This is a genomic window from Rhizobium sp. CECT 9324, from assembly GCF_918741265.1.
Classification (GTDB): Bacteria; Pseudomonadota; Alphaproteobacteria; order Rhizobiales; family Rhizobiaceae; genus Allorhizobium.
On the sequence record NZ_CAKKMZ010000001.1, the window covers coordinates 2,604,634 to 2,626,396 of the forward strand.

Genomic DNA, 21,763 nt, shown 5'->3' on the forward strand with positions numbered 1-21,763 from the left:
TGGCTTTCACGCAATTTTATCGCGCTTAACTCGTCCATTTTTGCATCTTCGGTCATCCTATTTCTATCGACCGAGTTGAGCAGGTTCGCCGCCAGGTAGCCGAAAGTCATTCCGCCTGGAAACTATCGCCATTCGGCTCGCTCGATGGATCCCTCTCTGAGAGGGAGCCGCCAGAGCGCGCGTTACCTGGGCCTCACGCCCGCCCGAGAGGTACCAGGTAGGGCGCGCTCATCGTCTCCACAGGTCGAGCGGCTCGCGTCCGGCATACAAGTCCATTTCCAGCAATCCAGCTTCATTGACCTGACACCCACCCGAAGGAGAAACATTATGCCTCTACTTTCACGTCGTGCCTTTGCCGGAGCCCTCCCCATCGGCCTCCTCGGAGGAAGCCTTTTTGGTCCAGCCATAATCGGACGCGCGTCTGCTCCGGCCATGGCGCAGGATGCCTCCAAGGCGCCAGCAGGCATTACGCCTTTCGCACAGATCCGGATCGGCCGCTTCACGGTGACAGCGTTGACGGACGGATTTGCCGATATGCCCTATGACTATTTTCCTGGGCGCAGTGCGGCAGAGGTAGAGAAGGCGGCCGTCGCACAGTTTACGGCACGGCAGAGCGGTGTGCGGTTCCTCTTCAACCAATACCTGGTAGAGGACGGAGACCGCCGGATCCTGATTGATGCCGGCGCTGCGGGCTCGATCGGGCAGACCGGGCAACTGCCACAGGCGCTTGCCACACTCGGCATCACGCCGGACCAGATCGATGCGGTCATCGTGACGCACATGCATCAGGACCACATGGGTGGTCTAGTTCTGGGCGGCAAGAACAATTACCCCAAGGCGGAACTCTACATCGATCGTCGTGACGTCAAGCACTGGACCGATCCGTCCAAGCGCAATGGCGCACCTGATTATCTGCAGACCAGCTTCAGAATGGCGGAGGAGGTAGTTCGCTTGTATCCGCGGCTGCAGGCGATTGACGGAGAGCGTGAGATCATGCCGGGTGTTACAATCGTCGATCTCACCGGCCACACGCCTGGTCAGATTGGGGTGCGCGTTGAGGATGGCGGGCAGAGCCTGATCATGGTGTCGGATATGGTTTTTCCGGTCGTCCACCCTGGGGCGACTGATGTCTTCTTCCTGTTTGAACAGGATCCTGCCGCGGCCAAAGCAATGCGAGATCGATTTTTTCCTCGTGCCGCATCCGAAGGCGCTCTCATTGCCGCGACGCACATGCCCTTCCCGGGGCTTGGCCGCATCGTCTCTGACCGAGGTGAAATGCGCTGGCAGATCGCCGACTGGGCCTTGCAGGAATAGCGTAAACATTCGCCAGACTCAGGGGACCAATCACCGGTCCTGACTCTGTTCGACGATGGAAGGAAGCAGCTGAGATTGGGCTCGCACCTCAGGACCATGCGGGCCCAACTAAAAGGACACCGGGCAATCCCAGTTCGATGCATGACGTTGCGATGATGTCATGCACCAAGCTGCCCAGCCAGACGGACACAGATCGGATCGGGTCAGGCGCTCCCACTCACCTTGAGAGACGCTAGCTAGCCAAAGAGGAAATCCCCTGCTCTACGTGGCGTTCCAAGACCGTTTAAGTCGTCGGAACAGCCGTGGCGGTCAGTTCAACAGCCGGTTCTCCCGCAAACGGGCCGCAGCCATGTCTACGAAGGCCCGAACCTTGGCGGGTGCACTTCGTCCCTCGGGATGAAGAATATGAATGGGGATCGGCGGCTCCTCATAGTCGCTGAGAACGATCTTAAGTTCGCCCGCGAGCAGTGCTGGACCAACCTGATAGTGCAGAGCACGAGTCAATCCCCAGTCCGAACGGGCTAGTGTAATCGCCGCTTCATTGGTATTGCACTGCAAGACAGGGTCAATTGTCACGCGATGATCGTCCGCAAACCGCCACTCCGGTGAAGCCCAGGCGCTCGTTGATGCCACGATTCGATGGCTCTTGAGGTCGGCAGGCGTCAGTGGGACACCATTAATCTCCAGATAGCGTGGCGAGCCGCAGATGACGTGCCTGACTGTGCCAACTTTGACAGCAGAGAAACCGGAATCCTTGAGGTGACCGATACGAACTGCGACATCAACCCCTTCTTCGATGATGTTGACGGGCCGGTCGATGAACAACGTTCTGACATGCATGGTGGGATAGGTCTTCAGATATTCCGTCACGATCGGCAGCACATACATCTGCCCGAACAGCATGGATGCGGTGATGGCCAAAGTCCCGGTCGGAGTGGCATAGGAGCCGCTTGCTGCCGCTTCTGCTTCGGCAATATCCGCCAAAATACGACGGCAGTCTTCGAAGTATCGCGTCCCTGCCTCCGTCAGCTTAACAGATCGTGTCGTGCGGACGAAAAGACGCGCACCGATGACATCCTCAAGGGCGGCAACTGCCCGGGTTACGGCGGGTGCGCTCATATGCATCAGGCGCGCCGTTTCCGCAAAGCTCTCAGTCTCGGCAACCTTCGCGAAGATTTTCATCGCCTGCAGTCGATCCATTTTCTTGCCCCAAATTCACCTGCACTCAATGAGCACCGCAATACACATGAGGTTGTAACAATCTCGAAAGACCATTCGAGCCTTGCGGTGGTCAAACAATAATTGCTTACGAGTTCTATGCGGACGTCAATCCGGATCGCGTCATGTGCGACGCGGCGATAGCTTCAATTTCTGCGCAGACCTGAGCATCGATGCCGGCGGCCATGGCGCAAGTGCGGCGCTCGCTGTTCGGTGCAAGTGCAAGAGCTATCGCCTTGGACACTTGGAAATCGAAGCTCGAACCGCTGCGGGCCATGTCGATTTCCGCCCCGGTCATTCCCAACGTCCTTGCGTCCTTCTCCAGAGGTCGCATCATATGATCATCACCGCTGGTGGCGGCAAGGGCAAGTTCTATCGACAAGCGTGCTCGCGGACCGAGGTTGAAACCAGTCATGATATTTGTCCTGAAAAGAGCTGTTCGACCTCAAAATCCGAATTCGCTCAGGCCCGGATGATCGTCCGGCCGACGGCCAAGCGGCCAGTGAAACTTGCGGTCCGATTCCTTGATCGGCTGCTCGTTGATGCTGGCATGGCGCGCGCGCATCAAACCATCCTCAGCGAATTCCCAGTTCTCGTTGCCATAGGCCCGAAACCACTGGCCGCTATCGTCATGGTACTCATACGCATACCGTACGGCGATACGGTTTCCCTGGAATGCCCAGATTTCCTTGATCAGCCGATAATCGAGTTCCCGGTTCCATTTGCGTGTCAGGAAGGCTTCAGCCTCGGCGCGGCTGGTCACGAATTCCACGCGGTTGCGCCAGCGCGTGTCTGCCGTATAAGCCTGCGCCACCTTGGCGGCATCGCGGCTGTTCCAACCATCTTCGGCGAGGCGGACCTTCTCGACGGCACTTTGTTGATCGAAGGGCGGAAGCGGTGGGCGGGACATCAGTATTTCCTTTTTCAGTTGGCAGAAGATGGGAGGGTGGCCATAGGCCGGCATTTACGCATCACGGGGTCATAGTGGCACCGGGACAAAAAGGCGGTCCCTTTCGCCCCCTTTCGTTCTGGCGACGATGCGCCGGTTTGGCTTGATGGTGAATGTTGAAACCGAGGCAGAGACTGTTGCGTCAGACGCATCAATCCAGTGCATCAGAGTTCAATCTGGATCCGGTTTTCCTGGCCATTGTCCTGTTCAGCCGGAACCGCGCAGCACAGCAAGACTTCGCCTTCGCCAATCGCGGCCGTTGGTTCCTTTATGTAGGTCACGGCGCCCTTGGTGAGTTTGGTACGGCACGTGCCGCATGTGCCTTCCCGGCAGCTGAACTCCGGTTCCAGGCCGCGCGCCTCAGCCAGTTCCAGCAGGGTGCCGGCTTCGGGCGTCCAGCGCGCCTCCTTCAGCGATGCCATGAAGGCAACCGGCACGGGCTTTGTCGATGGCGGCGGGCGCACAGGTGCCGTCACCCCGGCGTCAAGCGTTCGCGTCAGAGACGAAGGCCCAAAGGATTCCGCGTGGATGCGGCTGTCTGCAATATTGCAGCCCCGCAACCCGTCATAAAGGGACTGGGTAAACTGCGGCGGGCCGCAGACGTAGAAATCATAGTCGCCGAACGGCAGGTGACGGGAGAGCAGTCCCATATCGATGCGGCCAATCGCATCGTAGTCGATGCCTTCTCTGGCCCCGTCGGCGTCACTGAGGACCCGGATCAGCCTGACGGCACCCTGGCCGGCATTGACCAATTCGGCGATTTCCCGGTCGAACGGCCGCTCTTTCATCGAACGTGCCGCATGAAACAGGATGACCGGACGGATATGTTGCTTCCGGAGACCTTCGTAGACGACATGGCGCAGCATGGCGAGCAACGGTGTGATCCCGACACCGCCGGCAAGCAGAACCGCCGGGCGGTCGCTGCGGGCGTCGATGATGAAGTCTCCGGCTGGCGCCCGCGCCTCGATCGTGTCGCCGACGCGGATGTGGTCGTGGAGGTACTGCGACACGGCACCGTCGCGCTTGACACTGATCCGGTAAAATCCGTCGGAGGGAGCTGCCGACAGCGTGTAGGTCCGGATTGCCGGCTTGTCCGCACCCGGGATCGTGACCCGGATCGGCAGGTGCTGGCCGGCACTATGCGGCAACAAGCCTGCACCATCGCCGGGCTGCAGATGAAGCGAACGGATAGAGGCGCTCTCCTCGAGGATCTTCGTCACAGTCAGCGCGCGCCATTGGTTAGCCAGCGTTGCAGCTTGCAGCCGGTCGGCTGTCTGCGCCCAGTCACCCGTCATCAGGGAATTCTGAGACCAGCCATTTTCCCGGAAGGCCCAGCGCAATGCCAGCGTATTGCGCCGACGGACTACGCGGCGGGCCTTGAACGTCCAAAGCCGTTCGGCCCCCTGGAAGGCGGCGATCTCGGCCGAATCCAGAATGACTTCGGCATCGCCGGCCATCTGCAGCATGTCGCCGTTCGTATAGTCGATGAACAAAAGCCCGGCCTTGCCGTTCAGGACGATATTGCCAAGCGTATTGAAGAAGAGATTGCCATCGAAGTCGGGAATGGTCAGCGTGCCGTCTTCACTGACCCGAACAAAACCCGCCTTGCCACCACGATGCGACACATCGACCTGACGCCGGTCCTTCCGGTCGGCATAGGACGCCACGAAAAAGGCATCGGCCGCAGCGATCATCGATATTGCAGCATCGTCGACCACAGGCATGTCTTCGACGGTGCCCGAATAGGGCTGGCGAGGTTCTCGAACGAACTCGAAGTCACGCAACTGGATGTAACGCGGGCAGTTTCCGAAGCTCTGGTCGACATCGACGCGAAAACCACCAGGGGTTTGGGAGACGAACCCGTTCATGCGATTGCGGCGCCTGGTGTGCATCTCCATTCCGAGAAGGCCGACGGGCTGACCATCGTTCAACCCCTCGCCTGCGGGATCGCTCGTATCCGCCTGTGCTTCGATGGCGAGGATTGTGGATGAGGGAGAGGAGATGAAGCCGGGGGGGCCTTCGAGAAGGGTCGCCCAGGCATCACCGCTTCTGTCCACACTGCCCACGACAATGTAAGGCAGTTGCGCGTAGAAGTCGCGGTGTTGATCGGGCATGAAGTCACGAATGAAGCGCTGGCCCACAGATGCCATGCGCTCCACCACGCCAACCTTCTCTTGAAGGTAGATTTCGCCTTCGTGCCACGCAGGCAACGTTTCCAGCATCTCGTTCATGTCGCATCTCCCTCAAGAAGTTCGGGCGCGCGCGGCCGCACGCCCGCATCAGGACATCAGGCTGCAAGGCCGGCTGGCGTTTGAACGAAGGGGACGAAGCCCGGCAAAGCTTCGATGCGACGGAGAAATGCATCGACTGCCGGATAGCTGGAGAGATCAACATTGCCCTCCGGTGCCCGGGCGACATAACTGTAGATGGCCACATCGGCGACGGTCGGCCCGTTGCCGACAAGCCATTGACGATCGGCAAGGTGGCTTTCGAGCCGTGCCAATAAAGTGTGAGCACGACCGATGACTTCTTCAGGATTGAACTTTGCGCCGAAGACAGTGATCAGACGCGCAGCGGCTGGACCATAGGCGACTTCGCCGGCGGCCACTGACAGCCAACGCTGGATGGCGGCAGCGCCCGCGGCGTCTTCAGGAAGCCAATCGGCGCGGGCCGCTTTCTTGGCAAGGTACACGAGAATGGCGTTGCTATCGGCGACAACGACGCCATCGTCTTCCAACACCGGCACCTGGCCGAACGGGTTCAGTTTGAGGAATTCCGGTTTCTTGTGCGCGCCGGATTGCAGGTCTACCTCGACCAGCTCGTGTGGCAAGCCAAGCAGCGAGACCATTAGGCAAGCCCGATGCGCGTGACCGGAAAGCGGGTGATGATAGAGTTTCATTGTGTGCTCCTGCAAAACTGTTGGAGGGTCCATTCCCAATCCATGCTCCGAAGGTGCAACAAGCGGCCGCCCATGAGAACAGCCAGGTTTCGCAGTTCATAATTACGGCTGACGCAACAATCCTGCTGCCAGGAAGCGGACGGTGGAACATGCCATTCAACATGTGACCCGCTGCGCGCCCTTGGGTGCGCCAATCCTTCACCAACTGGAATAATGTCTTGCGCATATACAGCCTTCTCCATCGAGCAAAATCGATGGATTTCTCAGGTTAGGAACACAGCTGACAAGGTTGAAAAATGTACGACAACATCATGATTGCAGAATGGATTGAGGCCGCACTTTCCGCGAGCAGAAATCTATCATGCGACAATTCATTGGCGGATCGCAGCAGGGAGATGAATGTGCCATTGAAGGATCGGGATTGCGAAAGCTTGCGAAACACATACGAGCAATTGCTAGCAACCCAATATTTGGCGTAGGCCACTCAACCAGCCCCATATCCGACAAATGATTTCCAACATTCACAGCCAATCGATGAATAGTTGGTACTTGGTACACGAGGCTTGACTTACAACATTGTTAAAATTGACTAAATTTCACCTATCCGTCCAGTCGATCATCGGCGCAACGGCAAAGACGGGCGCTTTGAAGTAATTGAGGTTGTGTTGTTTTACCAGCACTTACGGCACTTTCTTCATCGTCTCGTTTACGCTCTATTGGCGCGATTAACGCCGGCTTGGGCACTGGCACCGCACGCACGACAGTATCGGCTACATGGCGTGGGTGCGGGGTGTGCGGGATGACGTGACTTATCACGAGACCGAGACCTTTGACAGACGTCCTGCGGCTGCAGCCTGGGTTTCAGAGCGGGAACGGGAACTCTCCAGAACAGGGGCAGTGGCCAAATATAAAATGATGATCCCCGCAACACTATTCTTTCAGGAATCACAGGTGCTCGCAGTTGAGCGAGAAAATAATCGCTGAGCGCGAGCCTGAGCGCACGGCGACTTGTAAATCAGGCGCCTCTATCGAATACGTAACAACGACGCTGGTGCTAAATCGCTGCTTGTCTCGGCCGCTCTAAACGAATGCAGGCTTACTTTTGATAGTGACAGGGCGGCTCCATTTTCCAATGATCTGTGTCTTTACGAAGGACCGCGACCGGTCGCCTCGGCAATTGCTTGCACGGAGACACCAGCAGCAATGAAAGCCCCGACGGTCATTGGCTGATCCCTCCCCGCCAGTCCCGGAAGAACTAAGTCGTAGTTGCCGGCAGGCCCTTGGAATTCAGCAAACAGGCTGACTGTAACAATGCTCTAACGTCTCTACGGTAGATTTGCATCGAACTGGGAGCAACCCGCGTGCGCATTGAATCTGACCTTCTCCGTAATCTGCTTGTTTGCCAGGAGGAACAGCCTACGTCGACCCTTTCCCAGGATCTGGAATACGTGGCCAGTTTGCTCAGGGAGAACGGGCCGACGCTCGCCGACCGGTACAGCTGGCTTGAGGCGATGATCAACCACGTCCCCGATTACATCTACGCGAAGGATCTCAATGGAAGGTTCCTGTTCGCGAACAACGCTGTTGTTCTCAACAATGGTCTGTCGAGCGTTGACGAACTCATCGGCCTGACCGATTACGACCTGCATGGCCCGGAACTCGCCGCGCCGATTGCAGAGATCGAGCTAAGAGTTATCGAATCGGGCATTGCCGATCTTGGATATGAAGAACGCGCCCTCAAGGGTGGGCCCGACCGATGGCTGATGATGTCACGCGTTCCCTTGAAGGACAGCGAAGGGAAAATCGTTGGTGTCGTCGGTGCGTCGCGCGACATTACCGCCCGGAAGATGTCCGAGCGACTGATGTCAGTACAGGCGCAGCTACTCGAGATGATCATTGCGGCGGTGCCCGCGAATGAGTTCTTCGAGACGTTTTCTGCCCTGCTTGAGAAGGCCGCCGCTGATGTCGAAACAGCCATGTTCGTGCCCCATGGCAAGGCCGAACTAAGGCTGGCATCCCGCTCCGCTCCTGGATGGCTCAAGGACACGAGAGTAAGCGTCGCTGACATGAGCACGGCAGCGCATGAGATGGAGCAGTTCGCAGCAAGCCTGCGGCACCCGAGGGACTACGTCCGGAGTGTCGAAATTCGCGCCTCCGACGGCAGCCTGCACGCCCTACTGGTCCTGACACTGTTCGGTCGCAGCCCCGAACCCTCGTTCAGCGAGTTCGTTACCTCTGCGGCGCGATTGGCTGGCATCGCTGTTGACCGCATCCTGGCTGAGAAACGAATCCGGTTCCTGGCGGAGCACGACGCATTGACAGGATTGCTGAAACGCGACGGTCTCGACCACAAGCTGAAAGGAATCCTTACCCAAGCGGCACACGAAGGCACGCGGGTGGCTGTCGCATTTATAGACCTGGATAACTTCAAGCTGATCAATGACACTCTTGGTCACGACGCGGGGGACGAGCTTCTTAGGGAGGTTGCGGCCGCCATCGCTGACACGATTGGACCCGAGGGAATAGCGGCGCGCATTGGCGGTGACGAATTCGTCGTCGTCGTTCCTGGCGCCGGTGAAGACCTTATGGCTCGGGCACAACAACTGAGAGGATCCATCGGTCGTCTTCACCTTGTGGAAGGGCATGAGTTGCGAGCAACAGCGAGCATCGGTCTGGCGGTGTTTCCTGACCATGGTGCAAGTCCCTCCCAGCTTCTTGCGCGTGCGGATCTAGCAATGTATCGCACGAAGCGAGACGGTCGTGACGGGGTGACCCTCTTTGCCTTCGACATGGCGCAGGAGGCTTCTCAAAAGCTTCTTCGCCAAGAAGAATTGAGGCGCGCTTTGAACCGGGGCGAATTCCTCCTCCACTATCAGCCGCAGAAGAACCTGCGGACGGGGGGCATCACAGGCGTCGAGGCGCTTGTCAGGTGGAACCACCCGACAGAGGGCATGATCGCGCCCTGCAACTTCATACCAATGGCGGAGGAAAGTGGGCTTATCCTCGAGCTTGGCGCGTGGGTCTTGGAAAGGGCTTGTCGCCAGGGGAAAGATTGGCAAGATTCGGGATTTGCCCCTGTGAAGATCGGGGTAAACATGTCGGCACGACAGTTCCAGGATACTGGTCTGACCGAGATGGTGGCGGACGTGCTCGCACGCACGGGGCTTGATCCCCGATGGCTCGAAATTGAGATCACTGAGAGCCTCATCATGAAGGACATCGATGCAGCCGTCATTCGAATGGAAGAGTTGACGACGCTCGGAGTTGCCCTGGCACTGGACGATTTTGGCACGGGCTATTCGAGCCTGAGCATGCTGAAGCGCTTTCCACTGTCGAAACTTAAAATTGATCGCTCCTTCATTGTCGAATCTCCAAACAATCCCGACGACCGCGCGATCGTGTCGGCCATCATCTCGCTCGCAAAGACACTGGGGTTAGATGTACTGGCAGAGGGCGTGGAGACCGAGGCGCAGGCACAGTTTCTCCTTTCGGCGGGCTGCGATGAGGTTCAAGGATTCCTGCTTGGCCGGCCCGAACCGCCGGAAGCGATTGAGCGGCTCCTCCCCGGCGAAAAGTCTAATCAGACCTTGTGAAAAGCTGTTGCCTCGGAGCGACTGAACGACGAGGACGTAGCCCGGCTTGTGAAACGGACTGCAATGACCGCCAGTGTTCGAGGTGACCTCAGCGAGATCCAGAGCGCTTTCAAGTTCTCCGGTCATCCGCTTCGCGCTGAGCTTGGATGCTCTGATGACGTCGACGAACGCTACGTCGGAAGCGACGAGACCTCACCCCAATGAAGGCGTCTTGAAGTGGCTACACGGGCTGGACGAAGACCGCAGGTTTATCAGCATCGCGTCGGTAGCCGAAATTCTAACGTCCGTCGGGGAAATCGAATTCGATGGAACGCCGGCTGATCAGTTTCAGCGAACGGTCGGGCTGAACCCTGTAGGTTTCTTCCGCCCGGCGGCCGTTTTGATCGATGAGGCGTTTCGTAAACGTACTGCCGACCGGCGCTTTGGTCAGCTTCGTCTGTGGCTGGCCACCATAGGTTATGCTGCCCGGAATAGGCTCGACAGCCGGCGCGGAACACCCGGCAAGTGCCATCATCATCAAAATAGTCGATGCGACATTTCTCATAGCCTTGCATCCCATGACTTTGCACCCAATTCTGCCACCGTTCATCGGGCCGATCCTGCGCCGAATAGGTATAGATAATCCATTGACCTCGACTGGGCATTTCAAGGCTGCGTGATCATTCAATTTTCGATCACCAGACGGAACGTGCTGCAGATCGTGTTCACATCCACGCGCGGCGGCACAATGAAGGGCTCCTGCCAGATTTTCAAAGTGCCCTGGACGCGATGTTCCATGAACATCAGTTCCAGTTGTCGTAGCGCAGGGCCGCGACGCCCCCATCGTCTGTGACGTGGATGAACCCTTGCGCGGACTTCTCTTCTCCTTGCCTGAGAGATACGGCAGAAGGTTGTAGCCGTCGAGATACACCTTCTAGATCTTGCTGCCGGCCTTGTGACCCCTTGGACTTGCTGGGGTACCGTATATTTTATGTCATTCCCGAGACTCAATCTTGACACACGTACTCATATTTCCGATGTGAAACATGACTCTTCGAGTCATGTTAATTGGGGGATAGGTGATGCGTTTGACTGTCGGGCCGCTTGCAGTGGCTCTTTTGGGTTTCGTCGGCACGAATGGCGCATATGCGCAAGCCGCAGACACAGTTCTGAACCCAATTATAATCTCGGGGAAAAGCGATCGTCTTTGCATTCCGGCGGGACAGAAGCGCGCCGAGGACGACCGGCGACCGCTCTGCGTTGGCGAAGGCATTGCTCGCAACAACGTGCCCGGCGACACTTTCGACCGCAACCAGCTTGATCGTTTGCCGGCCGGTTCCCAGGCACAGGATTTCGTCAAGCGCCTTCCCGGCGTCATGACTGGAGGTGCTCCGGGCGAAGACAAAGATGCCCGCGTTCTTGGCATGGACAAGGAATACACCCGCACCTCTATCGACGGCGTCATTCTGCCGGATGACGGTGAAAAGCGCGAATTCAACCTCGACAGCCTTCCGGCTGGCCTGGTCGACTCCGTCGAAGTGATCCGCGGTCGCCGCGCGGACATGGAGGCTGACGGTCTGGCCGGACGCATCGACGTCAAGCTCGCAGACATTCCGGAGACACCGCGTTATGAGGCCCACAGCGCGATCGGTGGCAGTTCAGATGGTCAGACACTGTTCGATCTCGGCATCCTCGGCGGCGGCATGTATTCCGACGATTTCGGTGCCCAGGGCGGCCTGACGCGCGCGAGAAATTCCAACAGCAAGACCAAGGAAAAGTTCACCTCGAGCGGTCTCCTGTCCGAAGCCGAGGATGAGAACAAGTCGATGAATACCTTCGGCGCCCTCGCCGACATTCTGTGGCAGAACGATGCCAATGCGTTCCACTTGAAACCCTTGCTGCTTGGCCTCGATGAGGACAAGGACAAGATCAAATACAAGTACAAGGCAAACGGCACGTCGAACGGCACTGAAACGGAAGTCGAGGAAAAGGAAAAGCGCACCTATGGCGCCAGCGGGTCCTGGCGACACGATTTCGATAGCTGGGTGGGTGCCAGCGTGGAAATGCTCGCGGGGCACTACCGCACCACGGAAAAGAAGGACAAGGGCAAGCGCATCTTCACCGCAGCCGGCGTCGAAACCACCAACAAATACGAGACGGAAATCGAGGACAAACTCGATCGGGTGACCTTTGCCCAGGTCGATGTTCTTCTGCCCTTCCAACTGGGCGGCATACAGCACGATGTCAAGACCGGCACTCTGCTGCGCGTCCGTGACCGGACCAAGGACAAGCAGAAGACCGTTGGCGGCGTAGTTCAGGTGCAGGAAGCCAAGGAAGTCTATGCGATCGATGAAACCGTCTGGGCAGGTTATGTTCTGGATGAAATCAACTTCGGCAACGGCTTGACCATCGCACCAGGCGTCCGGTTTGAGGCGAGCGATCTGGATGCAGCGATTGCAGACGGCACATCTGGCGGTGGCAATGTGTTCGATATCCTGCCATCGCTACCGGTCCATTTCCAGGCGACGGATGACTGGTCCATCGATGCCAGCGTCGCACGTTTGGTCAACAGGCCGAAATTCGACAACCTGATCCCCCAGCAGTCGAATACGCTGCTCGGCAATCCTGATCTCGATCCGGAGCGGGCCTGGGCCTTCGATACCAGCGTCACCTATGAGACCGATGATCTCGAGCTCTCCTTCGGCATCTTCCATCGCGCGATTGAGGATCTGATGGAGACTGTCGATACCGGACGTCTGAACAGCGACGGCGACAGCATCTATCAGTATCAGAATGTCGGCAACGGCTGGACAAACGGCATCATCCTCAGCCAGCGCGTCAGCCTCGCGGCACTGAACGCACCGGTGCTGAACGGCTTCTCTATCTTTGCGACGCAAACCTTTGCCCGCAGCAAGGTGACTGAGGCCGACGGTACGACGCGGGAATTCAAGGAACAGGCGCCGTTCTTCGCCGATCTGGCGGTCGAATGGACAGATCCGAGCGACAGGCTCTCACTGTCCGCGGGCTTCGGATATACCGCGAAAATCGATTCCGCCGGCGACAGCGCCAACGAATCCCGCGACGCGGAACTCTCGCTTGATCTGGCAATGAACTACCAACTCACCGAGACATTCGAGCTTTATGCACTCGCCAAGAACGTCACAGGGACCGAGCGCGTCACGCATAAATCGGACGGCACGACGGAAATCCAGGAAGGCGTAAAGAGCTATTTCGCCGGCATCCGCGCGAAATTCTGACCCAAGGACGCACAGCCCGCAATCGTCAGCGGGCTGTGCAAGTCAACGTCACCCCATCAGGAATGGTCATGCAGGTGCTGGAAACAAAAGGGCCGATCGCATCGATAGCCGGAGCCGGGCATTGTCCGCGCACGCCAATCCCTACCCTGATTTGGGAGTTGGTGATCATGATGCTGGCTCACCCCTGGCTTTTGGCCCTGACGGTTCTGCCCAACATCGTCACCCCGGCGCTTGCGCCAATTCAGGCGTGGTTCGCCAAGGAAGTGCTTCTGGAAATCTCCGAAGGCGACAGGATGTTCAGCCTGGTTGAACTGCTGACCTACACGCCATACGCCGTCGCGATTTTCCTCGGCCTGTCCCTTCTGCACATCGTCGAGAAAGTCACCAACCGCATGTATGACGACCGACTGCTGATCGACGTGCAGCGGCGCTGGTTCGAAATCCGCGGGGATGGCAATCCGGGCAATCATGTCGCCAAGGCCACCAATGACTGCAAGAATGTCGTCAAGATTTTCGATCTCGCGCAAAAGGACATGTGGGTCGTTCTGATCGGCGTTCCGGCCGTGCTGATCTGGCAGACGACACTGTCTCCGGAACTGCTTCCGGCATTGCTGGTATCGGCCCTCGTCCCGTTTCTGGCATCCTTGACATTCGGTACCTTGATCCAGCGGCTCAGTCATACCGGACTGGTGCTGCTTGGCAGCGTCAGCTCCGCCGTTGCCGATGGCGATCGGCTGAAACTCCACCGCGAACAGGAAAAGCTCTATTCCAACCGCATCCGCTTCGAGCTCTACAAACAGGCCAGCGAGGCGATCAGCGACTTCGCCTTCTGGGTTTCGCTGGTTTTCCTGCTCATCATGTCACTGAGCGGCCTATGGAAACTCCTGCCGGACGAACTGTCAGCGGTGCAGATCGGGGTGTTTCTGGTCAACCTGAAACTTCTCAATCAGCCGCTTAGCGCCGTCACCAAGATGCACAACAAGATCCGTGAATGCTGGCCTTCTGTGCGACGCGCGCTTCGCCCGCATGAAACCCGCGCAGAGGAGTATACCGTATGACCTGCCGGACCAGCTGCACCTGCCACGATATTGACGAGGAGACCTTCCGTGCCGCCTGCCGCGCCGGGGCTCACAATGTCAAAACCTGCTTCAGATCCATCGGATGCATGCCCAAGTGCAACAACTGCATTCCGCTGGTGAGAAGTGTGCTGAGTGAATTTCAGAACTCGGCACATACCGACGTCGCTTTAGTGGCGACGAAACTGCAAGCTTCAAAAAATGAGGATACATATGAAGCAGATGTTCAAGACCAAAATCGCCCACATGCTGGACAATGGAGACAAGCTGGAGCTTGAGGCATTCGTCGAGGCCACCAGCCACGACGACGCTTTTGCCCAGGCTCAGCAGCGTCTGCAATCCGTTGTTGCGGAACTTGCCGGCAAGGGTGAGATCGACATCGACAAGAGCAAGATTGAGCTCGGCGCTCACAAGCACTGAGGATTGCTCATGACGATGCACGAAAGCAAAGTGCTTTTGAATTCGTTCTGGGAACTCTCAGTCGATATTCAGCAAGCCGTTGCCCGGTTTCTCGTCGGTTCCAAGCTCGGGGAAATCATCGTCGCGAAGGCGCATGGTGTCACCGAGGTCGAGATCAACTATTTCCGCCATGGTGCGGTTTACAAGCTGATCTGGGACGACACCACCAAGAAGATTCTTGGCGGCACGGAAGCGATCGTGATCAACGAAGTTCTATCCGTGCTCACGCCGGAGGCACGCAAGATCGTCGTGGAAGGTGGCCATGCCATCCGTCACATCAAGATCAAGCATGCCGACTTCGATGATCGCGAATACCTTCACATGCAATACCTTGGCGAAGATCGCCATATCACCGGTCGCAAGCTGGAGATGGACGGTCGCCAGTTCGTCAAGCAGTACCGCACGGCTTGATGCACAGGCCTTGAACAGAGCCCTCACGTTCGCGTGGGGGCTCACGCCGATTGCACGAGGAGTGTGAACCAGGGGGACGGCTCTGGACTTCGATTGTTAGGCTCCCACACCTTGCCGTTAGGCCCCCTGCCACCTGTCAGCCGACTTTTGTCAAATTGGGGCGTCCTTACCCAGCGGCCGAAATCGCAAGCACGCCGTTGTTTCCGCTCTCTTTGATCGTCTCCATCGCCACATTCGTTGAAGTGTTTGCGACGTAGGGCAGACTGGAGATACGTTCCCCCAAGACCTCACGGTACCGTCGGATATCACGAGTTCTAATTTTCAAAAGATAGTCAAACCTGCCGGCAATCATATGGCACTCTTCGACTTCCTTGATCTTTCTCACTGCCGCGTTGAACTTCAGAAGAGCATCTTCCTGAGTGTTGGACAGTTTCACTTCGGCGAACGCGATATGCTCAAGCTGAAGCTTCGATAAGTTGATTATTGCGGTAAAGCCTTCAATGTAACCGTCGGCTATAAGGCGGTTCATGCGAATCTGGCAAGGTGTGCGGGATAGCCCTACCCTTTCCGACAATTCTGTGACGGGAATTCTTCCATCCTTTGATAGCACTTCAAGGATGCTGCGGTCAAATTGGTCAAGTTCACTAGACATCCATAATTCCATGGTCGTTCCACCTATCTTTACCGGGAAAATAGCTCACTAAGTGCTGCATGATAGCGAAACAAAGGCGAACTGCCTAGGGTTTCCCTGCTAGAATCGGTCTGCAAGCTATTGTCGAAAGGTCAACAAATGTCCTCACAGCCTCAATCAAATGCCGAAATCGAGATCTCGCGACCTTTCGCAGTGTTCGCCCCGCCGATCCGCACGCAGTCAGCTTTTCGGCAGGCTATAACGGCCGCCTACCGTACACCGGAGCCGGACTGCCTACCTCCACTTGTCGCGTCCGCCCGTCTCGGCGAGGCCACCAAAACGCAGATCTCAATTACAGCCCGCAAGCTGATCGGAGCACTGCGTGCCAAGCACAAGGGAACCGGGGTCGAAGGGCTCGTTCACGAATATTCATTGTCGAGCCAGGAAGGCGTAGCGCTTATGTGCCTCGCCGAAGCGCTGCTTCGTATCCCCGACACCGAGACACGTGACGCCCTCATCCGGGATAAGATCTCGGAAGGGGACTGGAAGGCCCACCTCGGCGGCACGAAGTCCATGTTTGTCAATGCAGCCACCTGGGGCCTGGTCGTCACAGGAAAGCTGACCTCCACGGTGAATGATCGAAGCCTGTCAGCAGCGTTGACCCGGCTGATCGCACGTGCGGGCGAGCCAGTCATCCGCCGCGGTGTGGACATGGCAATGCGAATGATGGGCGAACAATTTGTAACGGGCGAAACCATCGACGAAGCCATCAAGCGATCTAAGGCACTGGAAGCGCGCGGATTCCGCTATTCATACGACATGCTCGGGGAAGCGGCGACTACCGCCGCGGATGCAGTTCGATATTTGCGCGACTACGAAAATGCCATCCACGCAATCGGCAAAGCCTCTCAAGGTCGCGGCGTGTACGAAGGGCCTGGAATTTCCATTAAACTCTCCGCGCTCCATCCCCGCTACAGCCGTAGTCAGGCACAGCGCGTGATGAGTGAGCTGCTACCGCTCGTGAAGCGCTTGGCAGTGCTATCGAAAAGCTACGATATCGGGCTGAATATCGATGCTGAGGAAGCGGACAGGCTTGAGATCTCGCTGGACCTACTTGAAGAGTTGAGCTTGGACGAGGACCTGGGTGGATGGAACGGCCTCGGGTTCGTGGTCCAGGCGTATGGCAAGCGCTGCCCCTTCGTGCTGGACTACATCATCGATCTCGCAAGACGCTCGAACCGCCGAATTATGGTCCGCCTCGTCAAGGGCGCTTATTGGGACGCCGAAATCAAGCGCGCCCAGTTGGAGGGCTTGGAGGGTTTCCCGGTCTACACCCGCAAGATTCACACGGACGTCGCGTATATCGCATGCGCGCAAAAGCTGCTCGCCGCGCCGGAGGCCGTTTTCCCGCAATTTGCCACGCACAACGCCCAGTCGCTCGCGACAATCTATCACCTTGCGGGGCCGGAGTTCCAGGTCGGCAAGTACGAATTCCAGTGCCTTCACGGAATGGGGGAACCCCTCTATGACGAAGTTGTTGGCAACGCCAAGCTCGACCGCCCTTGCCGAATCTATGCTCCCGTCGGCACGCATGAGACGCTTCTCGCCTATTTGGTACGCAGGCTCCTAGAAAATGGTGCGAACTCCTCCTTCGTCAATCGCATCTCCGACGAGAACGTCTCGGTCGACGAACTCGTGGCCGATCCGGTCGATATCGTTGAAGCGATGCCGGTGGTCGGAATGCCGCACGACCAAATCGCGCTGCCAGCAGCACTCTTTGGCCGGGAGCGGTTGAACTCGAGTGGTCTCGACTTGTCAAACGAGACAACGCTTGCCAAGTTGGCGGCAGAGCTGGCGGCAACGGTCAGGGTGAACTGGCACGCGACCCCGCTCCTGGCTGACGGTTCGCTGTCAGGAGCTGAGCGCCCGATCCTGAATCCCGCCGATCACAATGACATTGTCGGCAAGGTCACCGAGCTTTCCGTTGAAGACGCGGGCAGGATTGCCCAGATGGCGGCTCAGGGCGTAGCGCAATGGGCGGCAACGTCGCCTGCCGAACGTGCGGACTGCCTGGACCGGGCCGCCAACCTGATGCAGCAACGGCTTGAGGTACTGATGGCGATCGCCATGCGTGAAGCCGGCAAATCTGCCGCAAACGCGGTCGGTGAGGTTCGCGAGGCGATTGACTTCCTGCGCTATTATGCCGTTCAAGCGCGCAAGACGCTCGGTCCATCTCATAAACCATTGGGTGCTGTGCTCTGCATCAGCCCATGGAACTTCCCGCTGGCGATTTTCACCGGCCAGGTTGCGGCCGCCCTCGTCGCTGGCAATTCTGTCATGGCCAAGCCTGCGGGCGTTACCCCAATTATCGCATTCGAGAGCGTAAAGATCCTACACGAAGCGGGCGTGCCACGCAGCGCGCTGCAATTCGTGCCTGGCAGCGGCCGTGTGGGTGCGGCTCTGGTTGCTGCGCCCGAAACCGCGGGCGTAATGTTCACCGGCTCCACCGACGTGGCACGGCAGATCCAGGCGCAGCTTGCCGAACGGCTATCCGAAACGGGCAAGCCCATTCCGCTGGTCGCAGAAACGGGCGGACAAAATGGTATGATCGTTGATTCCTCCGCGCTTGCGGAACAGGTCGTTTCTGACGTTATTGCATCCGCCTTCGACAGCGCTGGGCAGCGCTGCTCCGCACTTCGTGTGCTTTGCCTTCAGGAAGACATCGCCGACCGCACTTTGGCAATGCTCAAGGGAGCGCTCAAGGAACTGAGCATTGGTCGCACCGACAGACTGAACGTGGATATCGGCCCTGTCATCACTGAATTCGCCCAGGCTGACATCGAAACGCACATTGAACGCATGCGGTCGCTCGGCTGCAAGGTGGAGCAGCTGCCTCTGCCAGAATGCGCAAAACTCGGAACGTTCGTTGCGCCGACGATCATAGAGCTGACCAAGATGTCCGATCTGACCCGCGAGGTGTTCGGCCCTGTGCTCCACATCATCCGTTACCGCCGTGAGGACCTCGACCGTCTCATCGACGAGGTCAACGAGTCCGGCTACGGGCTGACCTTCGGCCTTCACACACGTCTGGATGAGACGATCGAGCACGTCACCAGCAAGATCAAGGCCGGAAATCTCTATGTGAACCGCAACATAATCGGTGCAGTTGTCGGCGTGCAGCCCTTCGGCGGTCGAGGTTTGTCCGGTACCGGTCCAAAGGCGGGTGGTCCGCTCTATATCGGTCGCCTCGTACAGACTGCCCCGGTGCCGCCACGTCACAGTTCGGTGCACACCGATCCCGGTCTTCGTGACTTCGCGTCGTGGCTCGGCCGCAGGGGTCACAACGCGGATGCAGAAGCTGCCCGTGATCTTGTGGATGTTTCCGCGCTCGGTCTCAACTACGAACTGGCTGGGCCTGTCGGCGAGCGCAACCTCTATGCCCTGCATCCGCGCGGGCGCATACTGCTCGCGCCTCAAACCGAAAAGGGCTTGTTCCGTCAGCTGGCTGCTGCCCTCGCCACAGGCAACCATGTCGTCATTGACAAGGACTCCAATCTAGAAACTGCGTTGACGGGCCTGCCCCTCGCCATAGCTTCAAGAGTATCGTGGAGTTCAGATTGGAACGGAGCAGGTCCGTTCGCGGGCGCGCTTGTAGAAGGCGACATGGCTCGTGTCCAAGAAGCCAATAAGCGTATCGCGACGATGGAAGGGCCGCTCGTGCTCGTCCAGGCTGCCACAACTGAAGAGCTGACCTCGGATAGTTGTGCATATTGCCTCAATTGGCTTCTTGAAGAGGTTTCGACGTCAATCAACACGGCCGCCGCTGGAGGGAATGCCAGTCTGATGACAATTGGCTAAAACCACTGAGGCTGCTCGGCTGACCGCCGGCAGCCTCATCTTGTCATCCAAACGGCGACGGATCTCTACGCCTTCGATTATGCGTTTCCGCGCTTCGGTGGACTATGCCGGTCCGGCTTGGCAACAGTGATCATTAGGATGTCCGCCGCGGAAACTTGAAACATCGTAAGCATCCGTTGATGACCGCGTGGGGGCCCTTATTGTGTGCAGGTTCACCGGTCTGGACGCCGCACGTTCAGCATCACGATCCGATCCGGCGAAGAGCCATGACTTCCGTCCGAGCGCAAAGCCCCGAAGCACTCGCTCGGCGGCATTGTTCGTCAGGCAAATCCGGCCGTCATCGAGGAATGACGTGAAGCCATCCCAGCGCTTCAGCATGTAGTCGATCGGCTCAGCGACGGGAGAACTGCGCGACAGTTTAGTCCGTTCGGTTTGGAGCCAATCATGCAGCTCTTCGACGATTGTCAGGCTGTCCTGGCGGCGACGCTCCATGCGTTGATCGGCGGCAAGACCGTTGATCTCCCGTTCGATTTCGAACAGGGCATCGATCCGTTTGACGGCCTCCAATGCCATTGGCGAGATCGGCGCAGCTTTGTTGCCACGTTTGGCGTTCGCGCCGATGTCGGCCAGCACGAAGAACTTGCGGCCTACTGGCTTCGCGAACCGCAACCGAACACCTCTCGTATTGGCGTACCAGGGCTGTGCCGCACCGGAAGTGCTGACCGCTGCAGGGCAACCGGCGGAGCGGCATCGCGACGTGGCGGTTCTGGCCGTCACGTCGTCCGACCGGCTCAATGCTGGATGGACGGCAGCACAGCGCGCAAGGCGGCACGGATATGGCGCGGCCGTAGCCACGTGGAAGAGCTGCTCGCACCCCTGCCCCAGCATGCCCATGTGATAACCGTCACCGATGGTCATCCGGCAACACTCGGCTGGCTCGGCTCGGTTCATGGTCATGCGCTGACCAGCTTCAGCGTGGAGCATTTCTGCCAGACCGGGACGATCGCCGATCTCTATACCCATTTCGGCATCGATACCTATTCGATCATCGAAGCGGCGGAGGCAGCCGTTCGGCACAGCCAGAGGCGTAGAGTTCGACCATGGAGTGACGCCTGAGTCTATTTATCGATTTCGACGTGCCCCACTCGATTCTGAACACGGAGCTCTCAGCACACTGTTAAAAGCGGCATCGAAGGGGCGCTTGACTCGCTTGCTGCATCGCACCATTAATTGCAGTGCGGCGTTTTAGCGCACTGTGGAGTATGGCCATGGCTTTCTCAGAGGTTCGCAAGCGGGAATTCATCGATGAGACGTTTCGGCTGCTTTCCGGGGCACTGGGAGCAAGCAGACTGGTGTTTTACTCAGTTGATGACAACAATAACCTGCACAATTTCGTCTGTTCACGTGTGCCCTCCGACTTCCTGAAAATCTACATCCGCGAGATGCACGCCCATGACCCGCTCCATGTGCGCCAGATCGAGCATGAGCAGAACCCGGTGATCAAGATGATGGATGCTGGGCGCTATGCGCCGGCAAGCGAGGTGGCCCTCTACAGGCAGTTCCTCGACGTCTTCCAGGTCAGCAACACCATCGAACTGATCTTTCAGCGCGACAGCCAGATCTATGCCGGTATCAGCGTGATGTGGACGGCCGACGACACCATGCCGACTGACAGTCAGTTCCACCTAGCCGATACGCTGCATCCCTACATCTCCTTCAATCTCAAGGAGGTGTTGCCGCGCTCCAAGGCCGGCACCGCCCAGAAAGCCAATGCCCTACTGCACCTGACCCAGCGCGAGGCGGAAGTTGCCAGACTGCTGTGCTGCGGCCGCACGAATGCCGATATCGCCGAATGTCTGGGAATCGGGCTTTCAACCGTGAAGACCCATCTCATCCACATCTTCGACAAGGCCGGCGTCGACAATCGCGCCGGCCTGGTGTCACGGATGATGCAGTTCAGCTGAACCTTCAAAGCCACTGGATACCCAGAACAGGTCCGACCATCGCATCCTGCGGTGACCGCTGCCGGCCGGCTTGCCGTGTGCCGGCCTATCTCTTTGCCGTTGCGGGCCAAACCCTGTCTTCTTTGACGTATGTCAACCGTTCGGTGGATGGACAT

The 21,763-nt window shown here is 58.1% G+C and carries 15 protein-coding genes and 3 pseudogenes; 10 read left to right on the forward strand and 8 right to left on the reverse strand.

What is annotated here, in order from left to right; genetic code table 11:
• The first annotated feature begins 327 nt into the window (after positions 1–327).
• Positions 328–1,314: an MBL fold metallo-hydrolase gene (locus LQ231_RS12800; protein ID WP_230171598.1), complete on the forward strand. Its 987-nt coding sequence runs from the start codon at positions 328–330 to the stop codon at positions 1,312–1,314.
• Between the two features lie 309 nt (positions 1,315–1,623).
• Here the strand turns inward: LQ231_RS12800 and LQ231_RS12805 are convergent, their stop codons facing one another.
• From LQ231_RS12805 to LQ231_RS12825, 5 genes are all read right to left on the reverse strand, one after another.
• Positions 1,624–2,514, reverse strand: coding sequence for a LysR family transcriptional regulator (locus LQ231_RS12805; protein WP_230171599.1), 891 nt, complete (start codon positions 2,512–2,514; stop codon positions 1,624–1,626).
• Positions 2,515–2,629: 115 nt separating this feature from the next.
• On the reverse strand, positions 2,630–2,947 hold the full coding sequence (locus LQ231_RS12810; protein WP_230171600.1) for a hypothetical protein: 318 nt from the start codon (positions 2,945–2,947) through the stop codon (positions 2,630–2,632).
• Between the two features lie 30 nt (positions 2,948–2,977).
• On the reverse strand, positions 2,978–3,442 hold the full coding sequence (locus LQ231_RS12815; RefSeq protein WP_230171601.1) for a DUF1348 family protein: 465 nt from the start codon (positions 3,440–3,442) through the stop codon (positions 2,978–2,980).
• A gap of 203 nt (positions 3,443–3,645) precedes the next feature.
• A complete protein-coding gene (locus LQ231_RS12820) occupies positions 3,646–5,712 on the reverse strand; it encodes a pyridoxamine 5'-phosphate oxidase family protein (RefSeq protein ID WP_230171602.1) in 2,067 nt (688 codons plus the stop codon).
• A 56-nt stretch (positions 5,713–5,768) separates the two neighbouring features.
• Positions 5,769–6,380: a glutathione S-transferase gene (locus LQ231_RS12825; protein ID WP_230171603.1), complete on the reverse strand. Its 612-nt coding sequence runs from the start codon at positions 6,378–6,380 to the stop codon at positions 5,769–5,771.
• Positions 6,381–7,741: 1,361 nt separating this feature from the next.
• On the opposite strand from LQ231_RS12825, the gene LQ231_RS12830 reads away from it, so the two are divergent.
• Positions 7,742–9,973, forward strand: coding sequence for a GGDEF and EAL domain-containing protein (locus LQ231_RS12830; protein ID WP_230171604.1), 2,232 nt, complete (start codon positions 7,742–7,744; stop codon positions 9,971–9,973).
• Positions 9,974–10,150 (forward strand): annotated as a pseudogene (locus tag LQ231_RS12835) (integrase); the annotation flags it as partial. It abuts the gene before it with no gap.
• Between the two features lie 100 nt (positions 10,151–10,250).
• Here LQ231_RS12835 and LQ231_RS12840 read toward each other — a convergent pair.
• Positions 10,251–10,517, reverse strand: coding sequence for a hypothetical protein (locus tag LQ231_RS12840; protein WP_230171605.1), 267 nt, complete (start codon positions 10,515–10,517; stop codon positions 10,251–10,253).
• Between the two features lie 517 nt (positions 10,518–11,034).
• On the opposite strand from LQ231_RS12840, the gene LQ231_RS12845 reads away from it, so the two are divergent.
• The 4 genes from LQ231_RS12845 (at position 11,035) to LQ231_RS12860 (ending at position 15,155) form a co-directional block, all read left to right on the forward strand.
• Positions 11,035–13,209: a TonB-dependent receptor gene (locus LQ231_RS12845; RefSeq protein WP_230171606.1), complete on the forward strand. Its 2,175-nt coding sequence runs from the start codon at positions 11,035–11,037 to the stop codon at positions 13,207–13,209.
• A 167-nt stretch (positions 13,210–13,376) separates the two neighbouring features.
• Positions 13,377–14,267, forward strand: a complete 891-nt coding sequence (locus LQ231_RS12850) for a hypothetical protein (RefSeq protein WP_230171607.1) — start codon at positions 13,377–13,379, stop codon at positions 14,265–14,267.
• 240 nt (positions 14,268–14,507) lie between these two features.
• Complete coding sequence (locus tag LQ231_RS12855; protein ID WP_162742633.1) at positions 14,508–14,705, forward strand: hypothetical protein; 198 nt, start codon at positions 14,508–14,510, stop codon at positions 14,703–14,705.
• 9 nt (positions 14,706–14,714) lie between these two features.
• Positions 14,715–15,155 (forward strand): hypothetical protein, encoded by a 441-nt coding sequence (locus LQ231_RS12860; RefSeq protein ID WP_230171608.1) that lies wholly within the window; start codon positions 14,715–14,717, stop codon positions 15,153–15,155.
• Between the two features lie 166 nt (positions 15,156–15,321).
• Here the strand turns inward: LQ231_RS12860 and LQ231_RS12865 are convergent, their stop codons facing one another.
• Positions 15,322–15,807, reverse strand: a complete 486-nt coding sequence (locus tag LQ231_RS12865; RefSeq protein WP_230171609.1) for an Lrp/AsnC ligand binding domain-containing protein — start codon at positions 15,805–15,807, stop codon at positions 15,322–15,324.
• A gap of 120 nt (positions 15,808–15,927) precedes the next feature.
• Between LQ231_RS12865 and putA the strand changes: the two genes are divergently transcribed.
• Positions 15,928–19,644, forward strand: a complete 3,717-nt coding sequence (putA, locus tag LQ231_RS12870; RefSeq protein WP_290371358.1) for a trifunctional transcriptional regulator/proline dehydrogenase/L-glutamate gamma-semialdehyde dehydrogenase — start codon at positions 15,928–15,930, stop codon at positions 19,642–19,644.
• A gap of 225 nt (positions 19,645–19,869) precedes the next feature.
• On the opposite strand, the pseudogene LQ231_RS12875 reads toward putA, so the two are convergent.
• Positions 19,870–20,289: pseudogene (locus LQ231_RS12875) on the reverse strand (transposase); the annotation flags it as partial.
• On the opposite strand from LQ231_RS12875, the pseudogene LQ231_RS12880 reads away from it, so the two are divergent.
• Positions 20,290–20,760, forward strand: a pseudogene (locus LQ231_RS12880) (transketolase); the annotation flags it as partial. It lies immediately after the preceding pseudogene.
• Between the two features lie 152 nt (positions 20,761–20,912).
• On the forward strand, positions 20,913–21,608 hold the full coding sequence (locus LQ231_RS12885) for a helix-turn-helix transcriptional regulator (protein WP_230171611.1): 696 nt from the start codon (positions 20,913–20,915) through the stop codon (positions 21,606–21,608).
• The last annotated feature ends 155 nt before the right edge of the window (positions 21,609–21,763 follow it).

Coding starts and splice junctions, on each gene's coding strand:
- LQ231_RS12845 (WP_230171606.1), top strand. CDS start 11,035: ATGCGTTTGACTGTCGGGCCGCTTGCAGTGGCTCTTTTGGGTTTCGTC.
- LQ231_RS12840 (WP_230171605.1), bottom strand. CDS start 10,517: ATGAGAAATGTCGCATCGACTATTTTGATGATGATGGCACTTGCCGGG.
- LQ231_RS12860 (WP_230171608.1), top strand. CDS start 14,715: ATGACGATGCACGAAAGCAAAGTGCTTTTGAATTCGTTCTGGGAACTC.
- LQ231_RS12855 (WP_162742633.1), top strand. CDS start 14,508: ATGTTCAAGACCAAAATCGCCCACATGCTGGACAATGGAGACAAGCTG.
- LQ231_RS12825 (WP_230171603.1), bottom strand. CDS start 6,380: ATGAAACTCTATCATCACCCGCTTTCCGGTCACGCGCATCGGGCTTGC.
- LQ231_RS12820 (WP_230171602.1), bottom strand. CDS start 5,712: ATGAACGAGATGCTGGAAACGTTGCCTGCGTGGCACGAAGGCGAAATC.
- LQ231_RS12885 (WP_230171611.1), top strand. CDS start 20,913: ATGGCTTTCTCAGAGGTTCGCAAGCGGGAATTCATCGATGAGACGTTT.
- LQ231_RS12815 (WP_230171601.1), bottom strand. CDS start 3,442: ATGTCCCGCCCACCGCTTCCGCCCTTCGATCAACAAAGTGCCGTCGAG.
- LQ231_RS12810 (WP_230171600.1), bottom strand. CDS start 2,947: ATGACTGGTTTCAACCTCGGTCCGCGAGCACGCTTGTCGATAGAACTT.
- LQ231_RS12850 (WP_230171607.1), top strand. CDS start 13,377: ATGATGCTGGCTCACCCCTGGCTTTTGGCCCTGACGGTTCTGCCCAAC.
- LQ231_RS12805 (WP_230171599.1), bottom strand. CDS start 2,514: ATGGATCGACTGCAGGCGATGAAAATCTTCGCGAAGGTTGCCGAGACT.
- LQ231_RS12865 (WP_230171609.1), bottom strand. CDS start 15,807: ATGTCTAGTGAACTTGACCAATTTGACCGCAGCATCCTTGAAGTGCTA.
- LQ231_RS12800 (WP_230171598.1), top strand. CDS start 328: ATGCCTCTACTTTCACGTCGTGCCTTTGCCGGAGCCCTCCCCATCGGC.